Origin of the sequence: Phenylobacterium sp. (assembly GCF_030697305.1) — a bacterium.
GTDB lineage: Bacteria > Pseudomonadota > Alphaproteobacteria > Caulobacterales > Caulobacteraceae > Phenylobacterium.
Map to the genome: position 1 here is coordinate 1 of NZ_JAUYQL010000063.1, position 15,577 is coordinate 15,577.

Sequence of the window (15,577 nt, forward strand, 5' to 3'; positions counted from 1 at the left end):
GAGGGCGTCATCGCCGGGGCGCCGGCCTTCGCCAACCGGCCCCTGGCCAGCATGACCATGGCCGGCCGCGCCTTCGCCGATCCCGCTTCGAAGCCCTCGAAGGCGCAGATCTCGTTGATCAACGACTCGGTGCTGGCGGCGTGCGATGCGAACGACGGGCTGAAGGACGGCCTGGTCACCGAACCGCTGAAGTGCGCCTGGGACCCCAAGGTGCTGGCCTGCAAGCCCGGCCGGTCCGGCGACGCCTGCCTGACCCCCGCCCAGGTGGCGGGCGTGCGGGCGGTCTATCAGGACCACCATGCGGCGGACGGGACCTTGGTGACCTTCGGGCTGCCCAAAGGGTCGGAGCTGAGTTCCTACGGCTTCTTCGTCACGCCGACGCGCGACATCCAGTATGTCTGGGGCATGCACCACCAGGCGGCCGGCCTGGAGCGCGACGCCGACCTTGACCTCTCCAAGAACGATCCGGTGGCCAACTACGCCGGCGAGCGGAACGCTCTCTCGAACGTGCTGATCTACAGCGAGAACCCGGACATCTCGCCGTTCATGCGCCGCGGCGGCAAGCTGCTGATGTGGACCGGGACCTACGACCAGCTGATTCCGGCGCGTTCGACCTACGACTACTTCGAGGCGATGCGCAGGGTGACCGACGTGCAACTCAAGGCGGGCGCCAGCAAGATCGAGGTGACGGATCGCACGCGGCTGTTCACCGCCGTGGGCGTCTCCCACTGCGGCGGCGGCGCGGGTCCGGGGCGGTTCGATGCGTTGTCGGCGCTGGAGGCCTGGGTCGAGAAGGGCGAGGCGCCTTCTCAGCTCGTCGCCAGCGATCCGGAGGGCGCTACGCCACGCCGCTCGCGCCCGATGTGCCAGCACCCGACCCTGCCGCGCTACAAGGGCGGCGACCCCAACAGCGCGGCGAGCTTCACGTGCGGCTAGTCGGCTCGCGCCGATGATCGCCGGGTTGCGGGCCGAAAGCGGCCAGGAAGGTCTCAACTGACTGGTCCACCTCGAGGCGGATCTCCGTGTCGTCGGGCTCGGGGACGGCGTTGCACATCCGGGCCTTCCACAGCCGGCTCTGGCAAAGGCCGATCAACTGCTGTGCGGCGACCATCGGATCGCAAGGGGGCCGGTGGCCGCCGACTAGGGTCTCGTTAACCATAAACTCGCATGCTCGCCGCTTACGGCTGTGCGAGGAGGCTCAGTTGACGGAAGACCACGCTCTCTGCGTCGCTAAGCGCCTGGCCGAGGCGATCGGCGCGGCCACGATCGAGTCCCGCCCGAGCGAGAACTTCTACATCGAGGACGCCTTCGCCCCTGAAGTGTTCCAGGAAATCCTCGCCCGCCTGCCGGCCGACGAGGCGCTGGACGACATTCGCCACCCCGACGCCGTCGCGCCGGATGGCCGCGTCACCCGCAAGCTGCTGGACTTCACCGAACAGTCGTTGGAGCGGCTGGATGCGGCCGACCGCGAGTTCTGGCGAGGCCTGACCCAGGCGCTGACCTCCCAGACGCTGCTGAACGCGCTGGCCGCCAAGTTCCGCGTCACCCTGGAGACGCAATACGGCGCCGACCGCCCTGCGATGACCGCGGTGCCGCTGCTCTACCGCGACCTGCCGGGCTACCGCATCGGCGTGCATCCGGACGCGGCGACCAAGATCGCGACTCTGCAGTTCTACCTGCCGGCCGACGATAGTCAGGTCCACCTGGGCACCACGTTCCACGAGCGTACGCCGGACGGCTTCCAGGAGCTGAAGACCAATCCGTTCAAGCCCAATTCGGCCTACGGATTCGTGCGCACCGACGAGAGCTGGCACAGCGTCAAGGAGCTCGGGCCCGACGAGGCGATCCGCAACTCGCTGGCGCTGACCGTCTACCACCGCGGCCTTCAGTATAGCTCGGCGATGTAGCCATGATCGACGTCGACGTGGCGAGCGCCCTGGGCCTGGGCGATGTGGGCGTCACCTCGACCCCGGCGGGCCCAATCTTCTTCGCCCGCCAGGGCAGCGGCTGGCGCTACGACACCCTGCTCACCAAGGAGCCGGAGACTATCGAGTGGATCGACGGCTTTGAGCCCGGCGAGACGCTGTGGGACATCGGCGCCAACGTCGGCGTCTATTCGCTGTACGCGGCCAAGCGGGGATTACGGGTCCTGGCCTTCGAGCCGCATTTCGCCAACTACTTCCACCTGTGCGCCAACATCATGCTCAACGGCCTGCAGGACCAGATCACCGCCTATTGCCTGGCCTTCGCGCAAGCGCCGGCGGCCAGCACCATCAACCTCGCCGACGTCAGCTTCGGCCACTCCATGTCCAGCTTCGGCAGCGACCTGGATTTCCGCGGGCGCCCCTATGAGGTCGCCTTTCGGCAGGGGATGATCGGCTACGACATCGATGGTTTCTGCCGCGACCTCGGCGTCGCCGTCCCCGACCATGTGAAGATCGATGTCGACGGCATCGAACTCGACATCGTGCGCGGCGGCCGCTCCGTGCTGGCCGACGCGCGCGTCAAGTCGGTGTCCATCGAGCTGATCGAGACCGACGCGGCCCAGGTCGCCGGCGTCGACGAGGTGCTGGGCGCGGCGGGGCTGACCTTCATCCACAAGAAGCAGAATCCGGAGTTCCGCGACACGCCCACCGGCGATGTGCTGAACTTTCTGTACCGGCGCCCCTAGAATCCCACGCCGGCGAGGCGGCGGTTCTCCTGCTCCAGGTCCTTGGCCCAACTGGCGAGGCCGAAGCGTCGTGTGTCGATCTGGCGGGCGAACAGGCCCGGGCTGCGGCGCCACAGCGGCAGGTTGGCCAGCGCGCTGGCGCACTGCGAGCCCATGTCGATCACCTCGGCCAATTCCTGCAGCCCGAAGGGCAGGGGGCTGGCTGCGTCGCCGATGACCTCGGTTGTGGGGGCTCGGGCGGCCTCCAGGGCTTCGCGCACGCCAGCCTCGAAACAGGCGCGCGCCGCGCCTTCGTCTCCAGCGGTCAGGTGCAGTCGGCCTTCGAAGAAGCTGGCGGCCACGGTCTTCGTGGCCAGCAGCGGCGAGAACGCGCGCCAGTCGAGCTCGGCGGCCTTGCGGTACCAGGCGATGGCGCCGGCATGGTCGCCCGTGAGCTCCATCAGCTTGCCGGCCAGGAAGGCGTGGGAGATGCGCCAGCGCGCGGTGTGCGCGTCGCCGCCGTTGTCGCCTGCCGCCTCGTAACTCTCGATCAGCCCGATGACGTTCGGCACGTCGTCCAGGCTGCGACCCTCGAGTACGCGATAGCCTAGCACGGTGATCGCGCCGCCGCGGTCCGGGGAATCGGCGCGGGCGTTCTCGGCGATCATCAGCGCCAGGCGGAAAAGCTTGTCGTCGTCGCGCAGCCGTTCGCCCATCTGAATCAGCGTGCGGTAGAGATATGGGTTGTCGTAGGAGCCGGCGAAATCCACCACGGTGGGCAGGCTCGCGCCGTCGGCGGCGGCGAACTGCGGATGCCGGAAGTCGGCGATCTGCGCCTCGTCCGCGGCGAAAGGGTTGGCCGAGACCACCGCCAGCAGCCACTCGGTGTCGTCGTTGGCTTCCATCGGCCACTGGCGCAGCAGGCGCGGAGATTCCGGCAGCTTGAAGCCGCCCGGCGCCGACTGCACGTACTTGGACTCCAGGATGAAGTGCTGGCCGAGGCCCTGTGCAAGCTTGTCCCAATCGAAGACGTGCAGGTGGTGGGGATTGGGGTCCTCGCCGGTCTCGTCCATCCAGCGGTCGGGCACCGAACAGACGACGCGGCCGTCAGGCTTCAGCACCCGGCGAAAGGCGGCGACCGCGGCCTCCCAGTCGGGCACGTGTTCGAGCGTCTCCATCGAGACGATCAGGTCGATGGAGCTGTCGGCCACACCCTCCAGAACGGCCACGTCGCCGGCGGCGTAGCGCAGGCCGGGCCCGCCGTAGTTGGCCTGCGCGTACTCGGCGGTCTCCGGGTCCAGGTCCATGCCCAGGAAGTCCGCGCCGCGCGACAAAGCCGCCAGCACGGCGGTGCCGTATCCCAGGCCGCAGGCGCAATCCAACACCCGGTCGCCGGGCCGCACGTACTCCGCCGCCAGCGAATAGCGCACGACATGGGCGTCGGCGCGCGAGCCGGACTCGCGCAGCATGTCCATGTGCAGGCCGCGGTCTTTCTGCAGGTCCTCCACCGACCAGCGCGCGGCGGCCGCCGCCGGGATCCGCTGGTAGAAGTTGACGATTCCATAGGCCGTGTCGTTCAGGCCCTCGTACTCGTGGGTCAGCAGGCCGGCGGGGTGGCGGCGCCAGCCGGCCGCGAACAGCACCTGGTCGCCCTCCCAGCGGTTCACCTCGAGGCAGCGCAGCACCAGGGTGTCGGCGCTCTTGAAGCCCGACAGGGCGCGCAGGATCGGCGCGATCGGGCTGACGCCAGCGAGGTCGAGGATGACCACGTCGAACGCCTCGCCCACCGCGTCCTCGGCGCGGCGCGCGCGGCAGCCGTTCAGCGCCAGTTCGCGGACCAAGGCGTCGTCCTCGGATGCGCCGACATGGACCATTGAGCCGGCGCCGACGCGCTCGACGATGGCCTTGGCGAATTGGATGCTCATACGCGGCTCCGCGAGGGGGGCTTCGGACCGTCGGACCCTCGCGCGCGTGGAGAAATTTAGCGTTAACGGAAACCAAATGCCCAGCGCCTAGGACCAGAGCCAAGGATCATCGCCCTGCTCGAAAGGCGCACCCTCATGACCGAACGGTCGATCACCCCCGATCGCCTGGCCAGCGCCCTCGACGGCGCGCCCGCCGGCCTGAAGGTGCTGTCGCTGGACTGCTTCGACACCCTGATCTGGCGCAACACGCATGCGCCGCGCGACGTGTTCGCCGAGCTGTTCTCCGACACCGCGGGCGTCTACCACCGCATGTGGAGCGAGGAGGCGGCGCGCGAACGCGCCATGGTCCGCCACGAACGCTCCGAGATCACCATCGCCGAGATCTACGATGGGTTGCTGGAAGACGCCGACCCTGCCGAGCGCGCAGACGCGATCGCCCGTGAGCTGGCGGCCGAGACCCGGCACACCTTCGCCTTCGCCCCCACCGTGGCGCTGATGCGCGCGGCGAAAGCGCGCGGCATGAAGGTGGTGGTGGTCAGCGACATCTACCTCAGCCGCGACCACCTGGAAGCGCTGATCCGCTCGGCCGCCGGCGACGAGGTGCTGGGCCTGATCGACCGGATCTTCTGTTCCAGCGAGTACGGCGTGACAAAGTCGACGGGCCTGTTCCGTGATGTCCTGCGCGAGTTGGCCGTTCCCGCCGGCGCCGTTCTGCACCTGGGCGACAACCGCGTCCCCGACTACGAAGCGCCGATCGCCATGGGTATCAAGGCGATCCACCTGGAGCAGTTCGACGAGGCGACCACCCAGCGCCTGCGGCTGGAGGCTGCGGTCAGCGCGATCATCGAGCCGGCCGGCATGGCCGCCCAGGCGATTCGCCAGCCGCACCGCGCCCAGATCGCCATGGTCGGCGCCGACGTCTCACCGGCGCCACGCTTCGGCTACGCGACCCTGGGCCCCATCCTCCACGGCTTCGCCCGATGGGTGAAGGACGAGGCGAAGGCGCTTCGTCAGCATACGGACGGTCAGGTGCGCCTGGTGTTCCTGATGCGCGACGGCCACCTGCCGCGCAGGGTCTACGAGGCGATCGCCGACGCCGACGGTCCGCCCGTCTCGTCGCTGGAGCTCAGCCGGTTCACCGCCACGGCGGCGGCGATGACCGATGCGGAGAAGATCCGCCGCTTCGTCGAGAGCGAGCTGACCATCACCCGCCAGGACGTCATCGCCCGCCAACTCCTGTTCGATCGCGACGAGGTGAAGCGCCTGGTGCGCGACGCCGACGGATCGGCCGCCGCATTCGCCGAGGCCGTGCTCGCGCCCAAGTCGATCGAACGGATCATCGCCCGATCGACCGCCTTCGCCGCGCGGCTGATCAAGTACGTCGCCAAGGAAACCGGCGCGCGGGCCGGCGACACCCTGGCGCTGGTCGACCTGGGCTATAACGGCACCGCCCAAAACCAGATCGCGCCGCTGTTCGAGACCGCGCTCAAGGTCAAGGTCGCCGGCCTCTATCTGCTGTTGCGCGCCCAGGAGCGTACCCGCCACGACAAGCGCGGCTTCATCGGTCCGGACCACTACGACTTCACGACGCTGTCGGGCCTCAGCACCAACGTCTCGGTGTTGGAGCAACTCTGCACCGTGGCGCAAGGCTCGGTCGTCGACTACACGGCCGACGGCAAGTCGGTGCGGGCCAAGGTCAGCGTCAAGGGCCGCCAGAGCGCGGTGCGCGAGGCGATCGGCGAGGCCTGCGTCGACTATGCGCGAAGCTACGGTCAGGCGTTCGTCCGACCGCCGGCTTCCGACGACGCCGACGCCAGCCGCCAGGCCGCTGCGGCCGCCATGGCCCGTCTGATGTTCCTGCCGACCAAGGACGAGATCGATGTGCTCAAGGACTTCGAGCACGACGTGAACCTCGGCACCGAGGACATGTTGAAGCTGTTCGACGCCGACCGCGGGGCCGAGGGCTTGCGCCAGAGCGGGCTCTACTACCTGAAGAACGCCGACCGGATGTACCTGCCGGCCGAGATCCGCGACGAGGGCCTGCCGCTCAGCCTGGCGCTGCTCACCCAGCGGCGGTTCGGGCTTCAGCTCCGCTACGCCGATTTCCTGCACAAGCCGACGATGATCCCGATCATGGTCGCCGGCGGCGGTTCGGTGGAGCTGACCCAGGTCGAGGCCTACGCCACCCACGACGGCTACTTCCGCGCCACCGCGCCGGTGGGCGACTGCCGCTTCGCGATCGGACTGCAGTTCGGCAAGCTGTATGAGTTCGTGCAGATCGAGGCCGTGTCCTTCGCGCCGCTGCAGGACCTGGAAGTCAAGGTGGGTCATGCCCTGGCGGCGCCCATTCCCGCCCAGCGCCTGTACGAAGGCATGAGCGAGGCCGCGCCGGGCCTGTTCCGCTGCGACGACGAGAACGCCTTCATGATGGTCCCGCCGCCAGCCCGCAACGACGACCGGCCGATGGTTCTGAACGTGATCTTCCGCCCGATCGCTGAACGGGCGCCCTCAGCCGGTCAGGTCGTCGCGGCCTGAACCGGCCGACGGCAAAGCTGCGAGATTGCATGCAGGCCTGCATTTTTTGGGCGCGCGCCTGCCCGCCTCTCGTATAGAACGCAGCCGTGCCTGCCCTGGCGGCAGGCGGGACGTTCCGGGGGCGGGCGAAGGGCCGGTTCAAGGATTCCAGCGTCTTGACCTCAAGCCGAAGATCATCACTTGCGCGCCATCAAACGCCTGCTCGTCGCCAACCGGTCGGAAATCGCCATCCGCGTGTTCCGCGCCGCCGCGGAAATGGGGATCGCCACGATCGCGATCTATGCCGAGCAGGACAAGCTGTCGCTGCATCGGTTCAAGGCTGACGAGGCCTATCTGATCGGCGCCGGGATGGGGCCGATCGAGGCCTATCTGTCGATAGACGAGGTGATCCGCGTCGCGCTCGAGGCCAAGGCCGACGCGATCCATCCCGGTTACGGTTTCCTGTCGGAGAGCCCCGAATTCGCCGAGGCCTGCGCCGCTGCTGGCATAGCCTTCATCGGTCCCAGCCCCACCACCATGCGCGCCCTTGGCGACAAGGTGGCGGCGCGCAACCTGGCGATCTCCGCCGGCGCGCCGGTGATGCCAGCGACCACACCGCTGCCGAACGACCCGTCGGAGATCAAGCGGATGGCCCAGGCCGTCGGCTATCCGGTGATGCTGAAGGCCTCGTGGGGCGGCGGCGGGCGCGGCATGCGCCCGATCGAGTCCGAGGGCCAGTTGCTGGACGCCGTGGCCTCGGCCCGGCGCGAGGCCAAGGCGGCGTTCGGCAAGGACGAGGTCTATCTGGAGAAGCTGGTCCAGCGGGCGCGGCACGTCGAGGTGCAGTTGCTGGGCGACAACCACGGCAACCTGTTCCACCTGTTCGAGCGGGACTGCTCGATCCAGCGCCGCCACCAGAAGATCATCGAGCGCGCGCCGGCCCCCTATCTGGACGAGGCGCAGCGTGCGGAGCTTTGCGAGGCGGCCCTGAAGATCGGTCGCGCCGCCAACTACGTGGGCGCGGGCACCGTCGAGTTCCTCATGGATGTGGACACCGGCGCGTTCTATTTCATCGAGGTCAATCCGCGCATCCAGGTGGAGCACACCGTCACCGAGACGGTCACCGGCATCGACATCGTCAAGGCGCAGATCCGCATCACTGAAGGTGGACGCCTGGGCGTCGCCGAGGAGACCGGGGTGCCGCCGCAGGCCGAGCTGCGGCTCAGCGGCCACGCGCTCCAGTGCCGGATCACGACCGAGGACCCCGAGAACAACTTCATCCCCGACTACGGCCGGATCAGCGCCTATCGCGGCGCGTTCGGCTTCGGCATCCGCGTCGATGGCGGCACCGCCTATTCGGGCGCCGTGGTCACCCGCTTCTACGATCCGCTGCTGGAGAAGGTCACCGCCTGGGCGCCGACGCCGGCCGAGGTGATTGCGCGGATGGACCGGGCGCTGCGCGAGTACCGGATCCGCGGGGTGGCGACGAACCTCGCCTTCGTCGAGGCCGTGCTGGCGCATCCGAAGTTCCAGTCGAACGCCTACACCACCCGCTTCATCGACGAGACGCCGGAGCTGTTCCGCCGCAGCGCCCGGCGCGACCGGGCGACCAAGCTGCTGCGCTATGTCGCCGACGTCAGCGTCAACGGCCAGCCCGAGGTCCGCAACCGTCCCAGGCCCTCGCCCCAGGCCCGCAAGCCCGTGGCGCCGGTGTTCGCGCCGGCTGCGTCGGCCGACAGCGCGCGCAAGCGCCTGGAACGTCTCGGGCCCAAGGGTTTCGCCGACTGGATGTTGGCCCACGACCGGCCGCTGGTCACCGACACCACCATGCGCGACGCCCACCAGTCGCTGCTGGCCACCCGGTTCCGCACCATCGACATCGCCCGCGCCGCGCGCGCCTACGCCGACGGCCTGCCGGAGCTGATGTCGCTGGAGTGCTGGGGCGGGGCGACCTTCGACGTCGCCATGCGCTTCCTGCTGGAGGACCCGTGGGAGCGGCTGGCGATGCTGCGCGAACGCACGCCGCATGCCCTGATGCAGATGCTGCTGCGCGGCGCCAACGGCGTCGGCTACGCCAACTATCCCGACAACGTGGTGCGCTTCTTCATCCGCCAGGCGGCGGACGCCGGCGTCGACCTGTTCCGGGTGTTCGACTGCTTCAACTGGGTCGAGAACATGCGCGTCGCCATCGATGCGGTGGCCGAGGCCGGCAAGATCGCCGAGGGTGCGATCTGCTACACCGGCGACATCCTCGATCCCTCGCGGCCCAAGTACTCGCTGGCCTACTACGTGGGCGTGGCCAAGGAGCTGGAGGCCGCCGGCTGCCACGTGCTGGCGATCAAGGACATGGCCGGGTTGCTGAAGCCCGCGGCGGCCAAGGTGCTGATCACCGAGCTGAAGCAGCAGGTCGGCCTGCCGATCCACCTGCACACCCACGACACCTCCGGCATAGCCGGGGCGACGATCCTGGCCGCGGTCGACTCCGGCGTCGACGCCTTCGACGCGGCGATGGACGCGATGTCCGGCACCACCTCGCAGCCCTGCCTGGGCTCGATCGTCGAGGCGCTGCGCGGCACGCCCCGCGACACCGGCCTCGATCCCGAGGCGATCCGTTCGATCAGCTTTTACTGGGAGGCGGTGCGCGGCCAGTACGCGGCGTTCGAGAGCGATCTGAAGTCCGGCGCCTCGGAGGTCTATCTGCACGAACTGCCGGGCGGCCAGTTCACCAACCTGCGCGAACAGGCCCGCGGCCTCGGCCTGGACTCCCGCTGGCATGACGTGGCCCGCGCCTACCGTGCGGCCAACGACATGTTCGGCGACATCGTCAAGGTGACGCCGTCTTCGAAGGTCGTCGGCGACATGGCGCTGATGATGGTCTCGCAGGGGCTGACGCCCAGCGACGTGCTGGACCCCGCGCGCGACGTGGCCTTCCCGCAGTCGGTGGTGGAGATGCTGCGCGGCGACCTGGGGCAACCGCCTGGCGGCTGGCCCGCCGATCTGCAGAAGAAGGCGTTGAAGGGCGCCGAGGCCTATACCGCGCGCCCCGGCTCGCTGATCCCGCATGCCGACCTGGAGGCGGTGCGTACGGCCGTCAGCGCCCGCGTCGGCCGTCAGATCGACGACAAGGGCCTGGCCTCGTCGCTGATGTATCCGAAGGTGTTCGAGGACTTTTGCGCCAGCGACCGCGCCTATGGGCCGGTGTCGCGGCTGCCGACGCCGACCTTCTTCTACGGCATGAGCGTTGGCGAGGAGATCGCCGTCGAACTGGAACGCGGCAAGCGGCTGGTGGTCACCCTGCGCGCGATCGGCGAGGCGGACGACGACGACGGGCTGGTCTCGGTGTTCTTCGAGCTCAACGGCCAGCCGCGGGTGGTCAAGGTTCCCGACCGGTCCGTCACCGGCAAGACCGCCGTGCGGCCCAAGGCCGACGACGAGGACGAGGGCCATGTGGCGGCCCCGATGCCGGGCGTGGTCTCCTCGATCAGCGTGCAGGAGGGTCAGACGGTGGCGCGCGGCGATCCGCTGCTGTCGATCGAGGCGATGAAGATGGAGACCCAGCTCTACGCCCAGGTCTCCGGCATGGTCGCCAAGCTGCACGTGACCCCGGGCGCCGCGATCGACGCCAAGGACCTGCTGATCGAACTGGTCGTCGTCGACGAGCCGGTCCTCGAGACGTTGGACTAGACCGGCTCCGAGCCCATAGGGTCCGCGCCGCCAATCAGGAGCTGCCTATGAGCGATCTCGAACGACGTCAGCTGGGCCGGACCGGCCTTTCGGTCACCGTGCTGGGCTTCGGCGCCATGGACCTGGGCGGGCCGCCCGCCGCCAACGAGATCACCGACGACGAGGCGGGCGCGGTCCTGAACGCGGTGCTCGACGCGGGCATCAACTTCATCGACACGGCGGTCTGCTACGGCGTCAGCGAAGAGCGGATCGGCAAGGCGATCTCCGGGCGCCGCGACGAGTTCGTGCTGGCCACCAAGTGCGGCTGCACGCCGGGCGCTGGCATGGGCGGACCCCACGTCCATACCCAGGAAAACATCCGCGCCGGCGTCGAGCACAGCCTGCGCACCATGAAGACCGACCACCTGGACGTGGCGCAGTTCCACCGCAGCCTGACCCGCAAGGGTTGGGAGGAGGACGGAGCGCTAGAGGAACTGCTGAAGCTGAAGCAGGAGGGCAAGGTCCGCTACATCGGCGTCTCGGGCACGCTGCCGGAGCTCGCCGAGCAGGTTGATGCGGGTGTGTTCGACGTCTTCCAGATCCCGTATTCCGCATTGCAGCGCGAGCATGAGGCGATCATCGCCAAGGCCTCTGCGGCCGGAGCGGGCATCATCATCCGCGGCGCCGTGGCCCGTGGCGCACCCGATAACTGGGATAAGCGCTACTACATGCTGAGCCGCGACGAGATGACCGGTCGCTGGGAACAGGCCAAGCTCGACGACCTGATGGATGGCATGGGCCGCATCGAGTTCATGACCCGCTTCGCGCTCGCCTCGCCCGATCTCGACACCACGATCATCGGCACCAAGAGCCTTGAACACCTGCGCAGCAACGTCGAGGCCGCGCGCAAGGGGCCGCTGCCCGCCGACGTCGTCGCCGAAGCCAAGCGACGGCTGGACGCCACGGCGTCGCGGCCGTCCTAGGAAGGGCGTTAGCTTCCCGCCCAAGGATCGTAGGCTGAGTTCACCACCACGCGCGCGGCGGAATCGCGATGACGCTACGCCGCCCGCATCGTAGAAGCGGATGACGCCTGGGCGGCGGGTATTGGGGAACCACGATGGCTGAGACCGGCGCCACGTCCGATCTGTCTCCGGTCGGCGCCGTGGGGCTGACGCCCATGCAGCGTCTGCGCAACATCCTGGGTGGATCGGCAGGCAACTTCGTCGAGTGGTTCGACTGGTTCGCCTATGTCTCCTTCGCCATCTACTTCTCGTCGGCGATCTTCCCGGACGACGACCAGACCACCCGGCTGCTGAAGACCTATCTGCCGTTCGCCCTCGGCTTCGTGGCGCGGCCGCTGGGCGCCTATCTGATGGGTGTCTACGCCGACAAGGCGGGGCGCAAGGCGGCGCTGACCTTGTCGGTGTCGCTGATGTGCGCGGGCTCGCTGATGATTGCGCTGATCCCAACCGGCGGCCAGATCGGCCTGCTCGCGCCGGTGCTGCTGACCATCGCGCGGATCGCCCAGGGCCTGTCGGTCGGCGGCGAGTACGGCGCCTCGGCCACCTACGTCAGCGAGATGTCCAGTCGCAAGCATCGCGGGTTCTGGTCGGGCTTCCTCTATGTGACGCTGATCGCAGGCCAGCTCGCCGCCGTGCTGCTCCTGGTGATCCTGCAGCAACTGCTCACCGAGGCGCAGCTCCAGGCCTGGGGCTGGCGCATCCCGTTCGTCATCGGCGCGATGTTCGCCGTGGTGGTGTTCTGGATCCGCATGCGCATGCACGAGACCCCGGCTTTCGCCACGGCCGGTGAACATGAGTCCCGCGGCAAGTCGATGATGCTGTTCACCCACTATCCGCGAGAGACGGCGATGATCTTCGTGCTCACCGCCGGCGGCGGCGCGGCCTTCTACTTCTTCACGACCTACATGAAGGACTTCCTGGTCAACAGCGCGGCAGGGCCGGGAGGCGACGGCTTCGGCAAGGAGGCCGCAGCCCTGATCACCACCGCCCTGCTGGTCTGCTTCATGGCCATGCAGCCGCTGGTCGGCTGGCTGTCAGACCAGGTGGGCCGCAGGCTGATCCTGATCGCCAGCTTCGGGCTCGGGGCGTTGATGACCTATCCGATCAGCATGGCGATCATGGCGGCGACCACTGCGAGCCAGGCGTTCCTGCTGTGCCTGCCGCCGCTGGTCGCGCTGACCGGCTACACCGCGATCAGCGCGATCATCAAGGCGGAGCTGTTCCCCGCGCATCTGCGCGCCTCAGGCGTCGCGGTGCCCTATGCGCTGGCTCAGGCGCTGTTCGGCGGCAACGTCGGCACGACGGCGCTGTCGCTGAAAAAGGCCGGGCACGAACCGGTGATGTTCTGGATCATCGCCGGCCTGCTGGCCGCTGGCCTGGTGGTCGCCGTGCTGATGCGCGACACCCGCCGCCACAGCCTCATCCTCGAAGATTGAGCTAGGCGATCAGCGCCTGCGGCTCGGCGTCATCGGGCCGCTCCAGCTCATCCAGCGCCGCACAGAGCTTCTTGATGTCCAGCGGTTTGGCAAGAAAGGCGTCGAGGCCGGCGGCGATATACTCGGCCACCTGGTGCTTCATGGCGTTGGCGGTCAGGGCGAGGATGGGCGTGTGGCCGCCACGTTCGGCTTCCAGTTCGCGGATACGCCGGGTGGCGGAGATGCCGTCCATCTCCGGCATCTGGATGTCCATCAGGATCAGATCGAAAGACCCCGTATCCCACGCCTCGACCGCCTCGCGGCCGTTCTCGACGATCACCGCGGTGAGGCCCAGCGACTGCAGCACAGTCTTCAGCACCAGTTGATTTGTCGGATTATCCTCGGCCGCGAGAATGCGCAGCGACCCGACCGGCGTGGCGGCCGGCGTCTGGGTGTCGTCAACCTGCGGCTCAGGACCAATCCATTCCAGTGGTAGTTCCAACGTGAACCTGGAGCCCTCACCGACGACGCTGGAGAGGGTAATCTCGCCGCCCATCAGCCTGGCGAGGTCCTGGGCGATCGCCAGGCCCAGGCCTGCGCCGCCAAAGCGCCGAGTGTGGGCGTCGTCGGCCTGAACGAACTTGGCGAACAGCCCGGACTGCAGATCGGCCGAGATCCCCGGACCAGTGTCGGTGACGCACAGGATGAGGCGGTGTGCGCCGTCCGCTTCGCGCGCCTCGATGGTCACGCCGACCCGCCCACGCTCGGTGAACTTCACTGCGTTGGACGCCAAGTTGTAGAAGATCTGCCGCAGCCGCGAGCAGTCGCCGCGCCACACGCCGCGGGCGCTGTCAGCGGTCTCCACCTCGAAAGCCAGGCCCTTGGCTTCGGCGAGCGCGGCGAAGGCCGCGCACGCGCCGCGCGCCATGTCGGCAAGATTGAACGGCGCCACCTCGAGCTCCAGTTTCCCGGTCTCGATCTTGGAGAGGTCGAGCACATCGTCGAGGATCGCCAGCAGCGCTTCGCCCGATTGGCGGATCACCGCGACACGGTCCTGTTCCTCAGCGGCGAGGTCGCCGCGCTGCAGCACCTGGGCCATGCCGAGGATGCCGTTCAGCGGCGTACGGATCTCGTGGCTCATGTTGGCCAGGAACTGGGATTTTGCGTGGTTGGCGGCCTGGGCCGCGTTGCGCGCCTGGACCAGATCGACCATCGCGTGACGCAGCGAACGCAGGTTCATGCGAAGGGCGCCCATGGCCAGCAACAGTCCAAGGCCCAGGACGGCGGTCGCCGCGGTGACCATCGGCAGCGCTGCCGACAGCAGTTGGCGCCCGGGGCGCTGCGGCGTCCAGACTATAGTGGCGACGGTCGCGCCAGAGGGCGTGCGAAGCGCGGCATGGGCGAGGTCGGGGCCAAGCGCGGTCGCGCCGACGATCAGCTGCGGCTGTTCCAACAGATAGTGGGCCGACAGCTTGGCGAATGGGGCGTCGAACCGCACCGCGGTCACCAGCACCGGCGCTCGGGCGCCTCGGGGCAGCACGGTCCCGAAGTCCGGCTGGATCAGCGTCGCGGTGACCAGATAGGGCGCGCCCCCGATGATCTGCGGCGTGCTGGCGCGGATCGGCGTCGAGATGACCTTTGTTCCGGTCGGGTCGGGCTTCAGCGCGCCGCGCGCCGCTTCCTGCTCGCGCAAAGCCCGCACCAGCGGGATGGCGGCGCTGGTCAACGCCGTGAGCGATCGGGTCGGGACCTCGCGTCCGCCGGACATCGCGTAGAGGGGATCTCCTGAACCGGCGAAAACCACGGCGTTCTGCATCTTCACCGACTGATCGATGAAGGCGCCGATATTGGTCGACACCCATTCATGGTCGAAAGCGCCGTCGATATGCGCGACGGCCTCGTCCCACTGGGTGACGGATGTCAGGGAGTCTTCGATCTCGCGGATCTGCGAGCGGACGCCGTTCTCGACCAGCCGGATTTCCCGACCCTCGCTGATCACGTCCACCCGCGCCGACCAGAAGAACAGCGCGGCGAAGAGCAGGGCGACGGTCAGCAACCCTGCGCCCAGCGCCAGGGCGAACACCCGATTGGTCGTCCCTTCGCCGGAGATCGTTCCGTATCCGCGCCGCTCGGCGCCCAAGTGCAGGCTCGGCATCAATCCTGCCCGTCGCCGCGATGGCTCGCGCGCGGATCTGATCCAAAGCAACTCATCTGAACTGTCCCCGCGGCCGGCATGGGGTCCGGCTGCGGCGAGCTTAAGCGCGTCAAGGTTATCAGACCGTGCGCGAGACCCAGCTCAAGGTGTCGCAGCACCGCGGTCAGGTTGTGCGCGTCCAGCCGCGAGCGCTGCGCCGCCGCGATCGGCGAGGCGGTCAAGCCCCGCGAAAA

At 68.5% G+C, this 15,577-nt stretch carries 10 protein-coding genes; 7 read left to right on the plus strand and 3 right to left on the minus strand.

The genetic code is table 11. From position 1 onward, the window contains the following. The coding region (locus tag Q8R27_RS07185; RefSeq protein WP_305698370.1) for a tannase/feruloyl esterase family alpha/beta hydrolase at window positions 1-936 on the plus strand (936 nt) is incomplete at its 5' end. On the opposite strand, the gene Q8R27_RS07190 is transcribed toward Q8R27_RS07185, so the two are convergent. Then, a complete protein-coding gene (locus Q8R27_RS07190) occupies window positions 923-1,111 on the minus strand; it encodes a TetR/AcrR family transcriptional regulator C-terminal domain-containing protein (RefSeq protein WP_305698371.1) in 189 nt (62 codons plus the stop codon). The genes Q8R27_RS07185 and Q8R27_RS07190 overlap by 14 nt on opposite strands. A 91-nt stretch (window positions 1,112-1,202) precedes the next feature. On the opposite strand from Q8R27_RS07190, the gene Q8R27_RS07195 reads away from it, so the two are divergent. Together Q8R27_RS07195 and Q8R27_RS07200 are read left to right on the plus strand one after the other, a co-directional pair. Further along, on the plus strand, window positions 1,203-1,907 hold the full coding sequence (locus tag Q8R27_RS07195; RefSeq protein WP_305698372.1) for a hypothetical protein: 705 nt from the start codon (window positions 1,203-1,205) through the stop codon (window positions 1,905-1,907). A 2-nt stretch (window positions 1,908-1,909) separates the two neighbouring features. Then, complete coding sequence (locus Q8R27_RS07200; RefSeq protein ID WP_305698373.1) at window positions 1,910-2,671, plus strand: FkbM family methyltransferase; 762 nt, start codon at window positions 1,910-1,912, stop codon at window positions 2,669-2,671. Here the strand turns inward: Q8R27_RS07200 and Q8R27_RS07205 are convergent. Beyond that, window positions 2,668-4,575 carry a bifunctional 2-polyprenyl-6-hydroxyphenol methylase/3-demethylubiquinol 3-O-methyltransferase UbiG gene (locus Q8R27_RS07205; protein WP_305698374.1) on the minus strand — a complete coding sequence of 636 codons (1,908 nt, stop codon included), beginning with the start codon at window positions 4,573-4,575 and terminating at the stop codon, window positions 2,668-2,670. The genes Q8R27_RS07200 and Q8R27_RS07205 overlap by 4 nt on opposite strands. A gap of 135 nt (window positions 4,576-4,710) precedes the next feature. Between Q8R27_RS07205 and Q8R27_RS07210 the strand changes: the two genes are divergently transcribed. From Q8R27_RS07210 to Q8R27_RS07225, 4 genes are all read left to right on the plus strand, one after another. Beyond that, window positions 4,711-7,110: an HAD family hydrolase gene (locus tag Q8R27_RS07210; RefSeq protein ID WP_305698375.1), complete on the plus strand. Its 2,400-nt coding sequence runs from the start codon at window positions 4,711-4,713 to the stop codon at window positions 7,108-7,110. 180 nt (window positions 7,111-7,290) lie between these two features. Beyond that, a complete protein-coding gene (gene pyc / locus Q8R27_RS07215) occupies window positions 7,291-10,773 on the plus strand; it encodes a pyruvate carboxylase (RefSeq protein WP_305698376.1) in 3,483 nt (1,160 codons plus the stop codon). Window positions 10,774-10,820: 47 nt separating this feature from the next. Then, complete coding sequence (locus Q8R27_RS07220) at window positions 10,821-11,735, plus strand: aldo/keto reductase (protein ID WP_305698377.1); 915 nt, start codon at window positions 10,821-10,823, stop codon at window positions 11,733-11,735. Window positions 11,736-11,869: 134 nt separating this feature from the next. Further along, entirely contained in the window at window positions 11,870-13,210 is a 1,341-nt protein-coding gene (locus tag Q8R27_RS07225; RefSeq protein WP_305698378.1) for an MFS transporter, read from the plus strand. A 1-nt stretch (window position 13,211) separates the two neighbouring features. On the opposite strand, the gene Q8R27_RS07230 is transcribed toward Q8R27_RS07225, so the two are convergent. After that, window positions 13,212-15,344: an ATP-binding protein gene (locus tag Q8R27_RS07230; RefSeq protein ID WP_305698379.1), complete on the minus strand. Its 2,133-nt coding sequence runs from the start codon at window positions 15,342-15,344 to the stop codon at window positions 13,212-13,214. Window positions 15,345-15,577: the final 233 nt, after the last annotated feature.

Bases quoted from the DNA above. Each gene is read 5' to 3' on its own strand.
- Q8R27_RS07190 (WP_305698371.1), bottom strand. From the start codon at position 1,111: ATGGTCGCCGCACAGCAGTTGATCGGCCTTTGCCAGAGCCGGCTGTGG.
- Q8R27_RS07200 (WP_305698373.1), top strand. From the start codon at position 1,910: ATGATCGACGTCGACGTGGCGAGCGCCCTGGGCCTGGGCGATGTGGGC.
- Q8R27_RS07205 (WP_305698374.1), bottom strand. From the start codon at position 4,575: ATGAGCATCCAATTCGCCAAGGCCATCGTCGAGCGCGTCGGCGCCGGC.
- Q8R27_RS07210 (WP_305698375.1), top strand. From the start codon at position 4,711: ATGACCGAACGGTCGATCACCCCCGATCGCCTGGCCAGCGCCCTCGAC.
- Q8R27_RS07220 (WP_305698377.1), top strand. From the start codon at position 10,821: ATGAGCGATCTCGAACGACGTCAGCTGGGCCGGACCGGCCTTTCGGTC.
- Q8R27_RS07225 (WP_305698378.1), top strand. From the start codon at position 11,870: ATGGCTGAGACCGGCGCCACGTCCGATCTGTCTCCGGTCGGCGCCGTG.
- Q8R27_RS07230 (WP_305698379.1), bottom strand. From the start codon at position 15,344: ATGCCGAGCCTGCACTTGGGCGCCGAGCGGCGCGGATACGGAACGATC.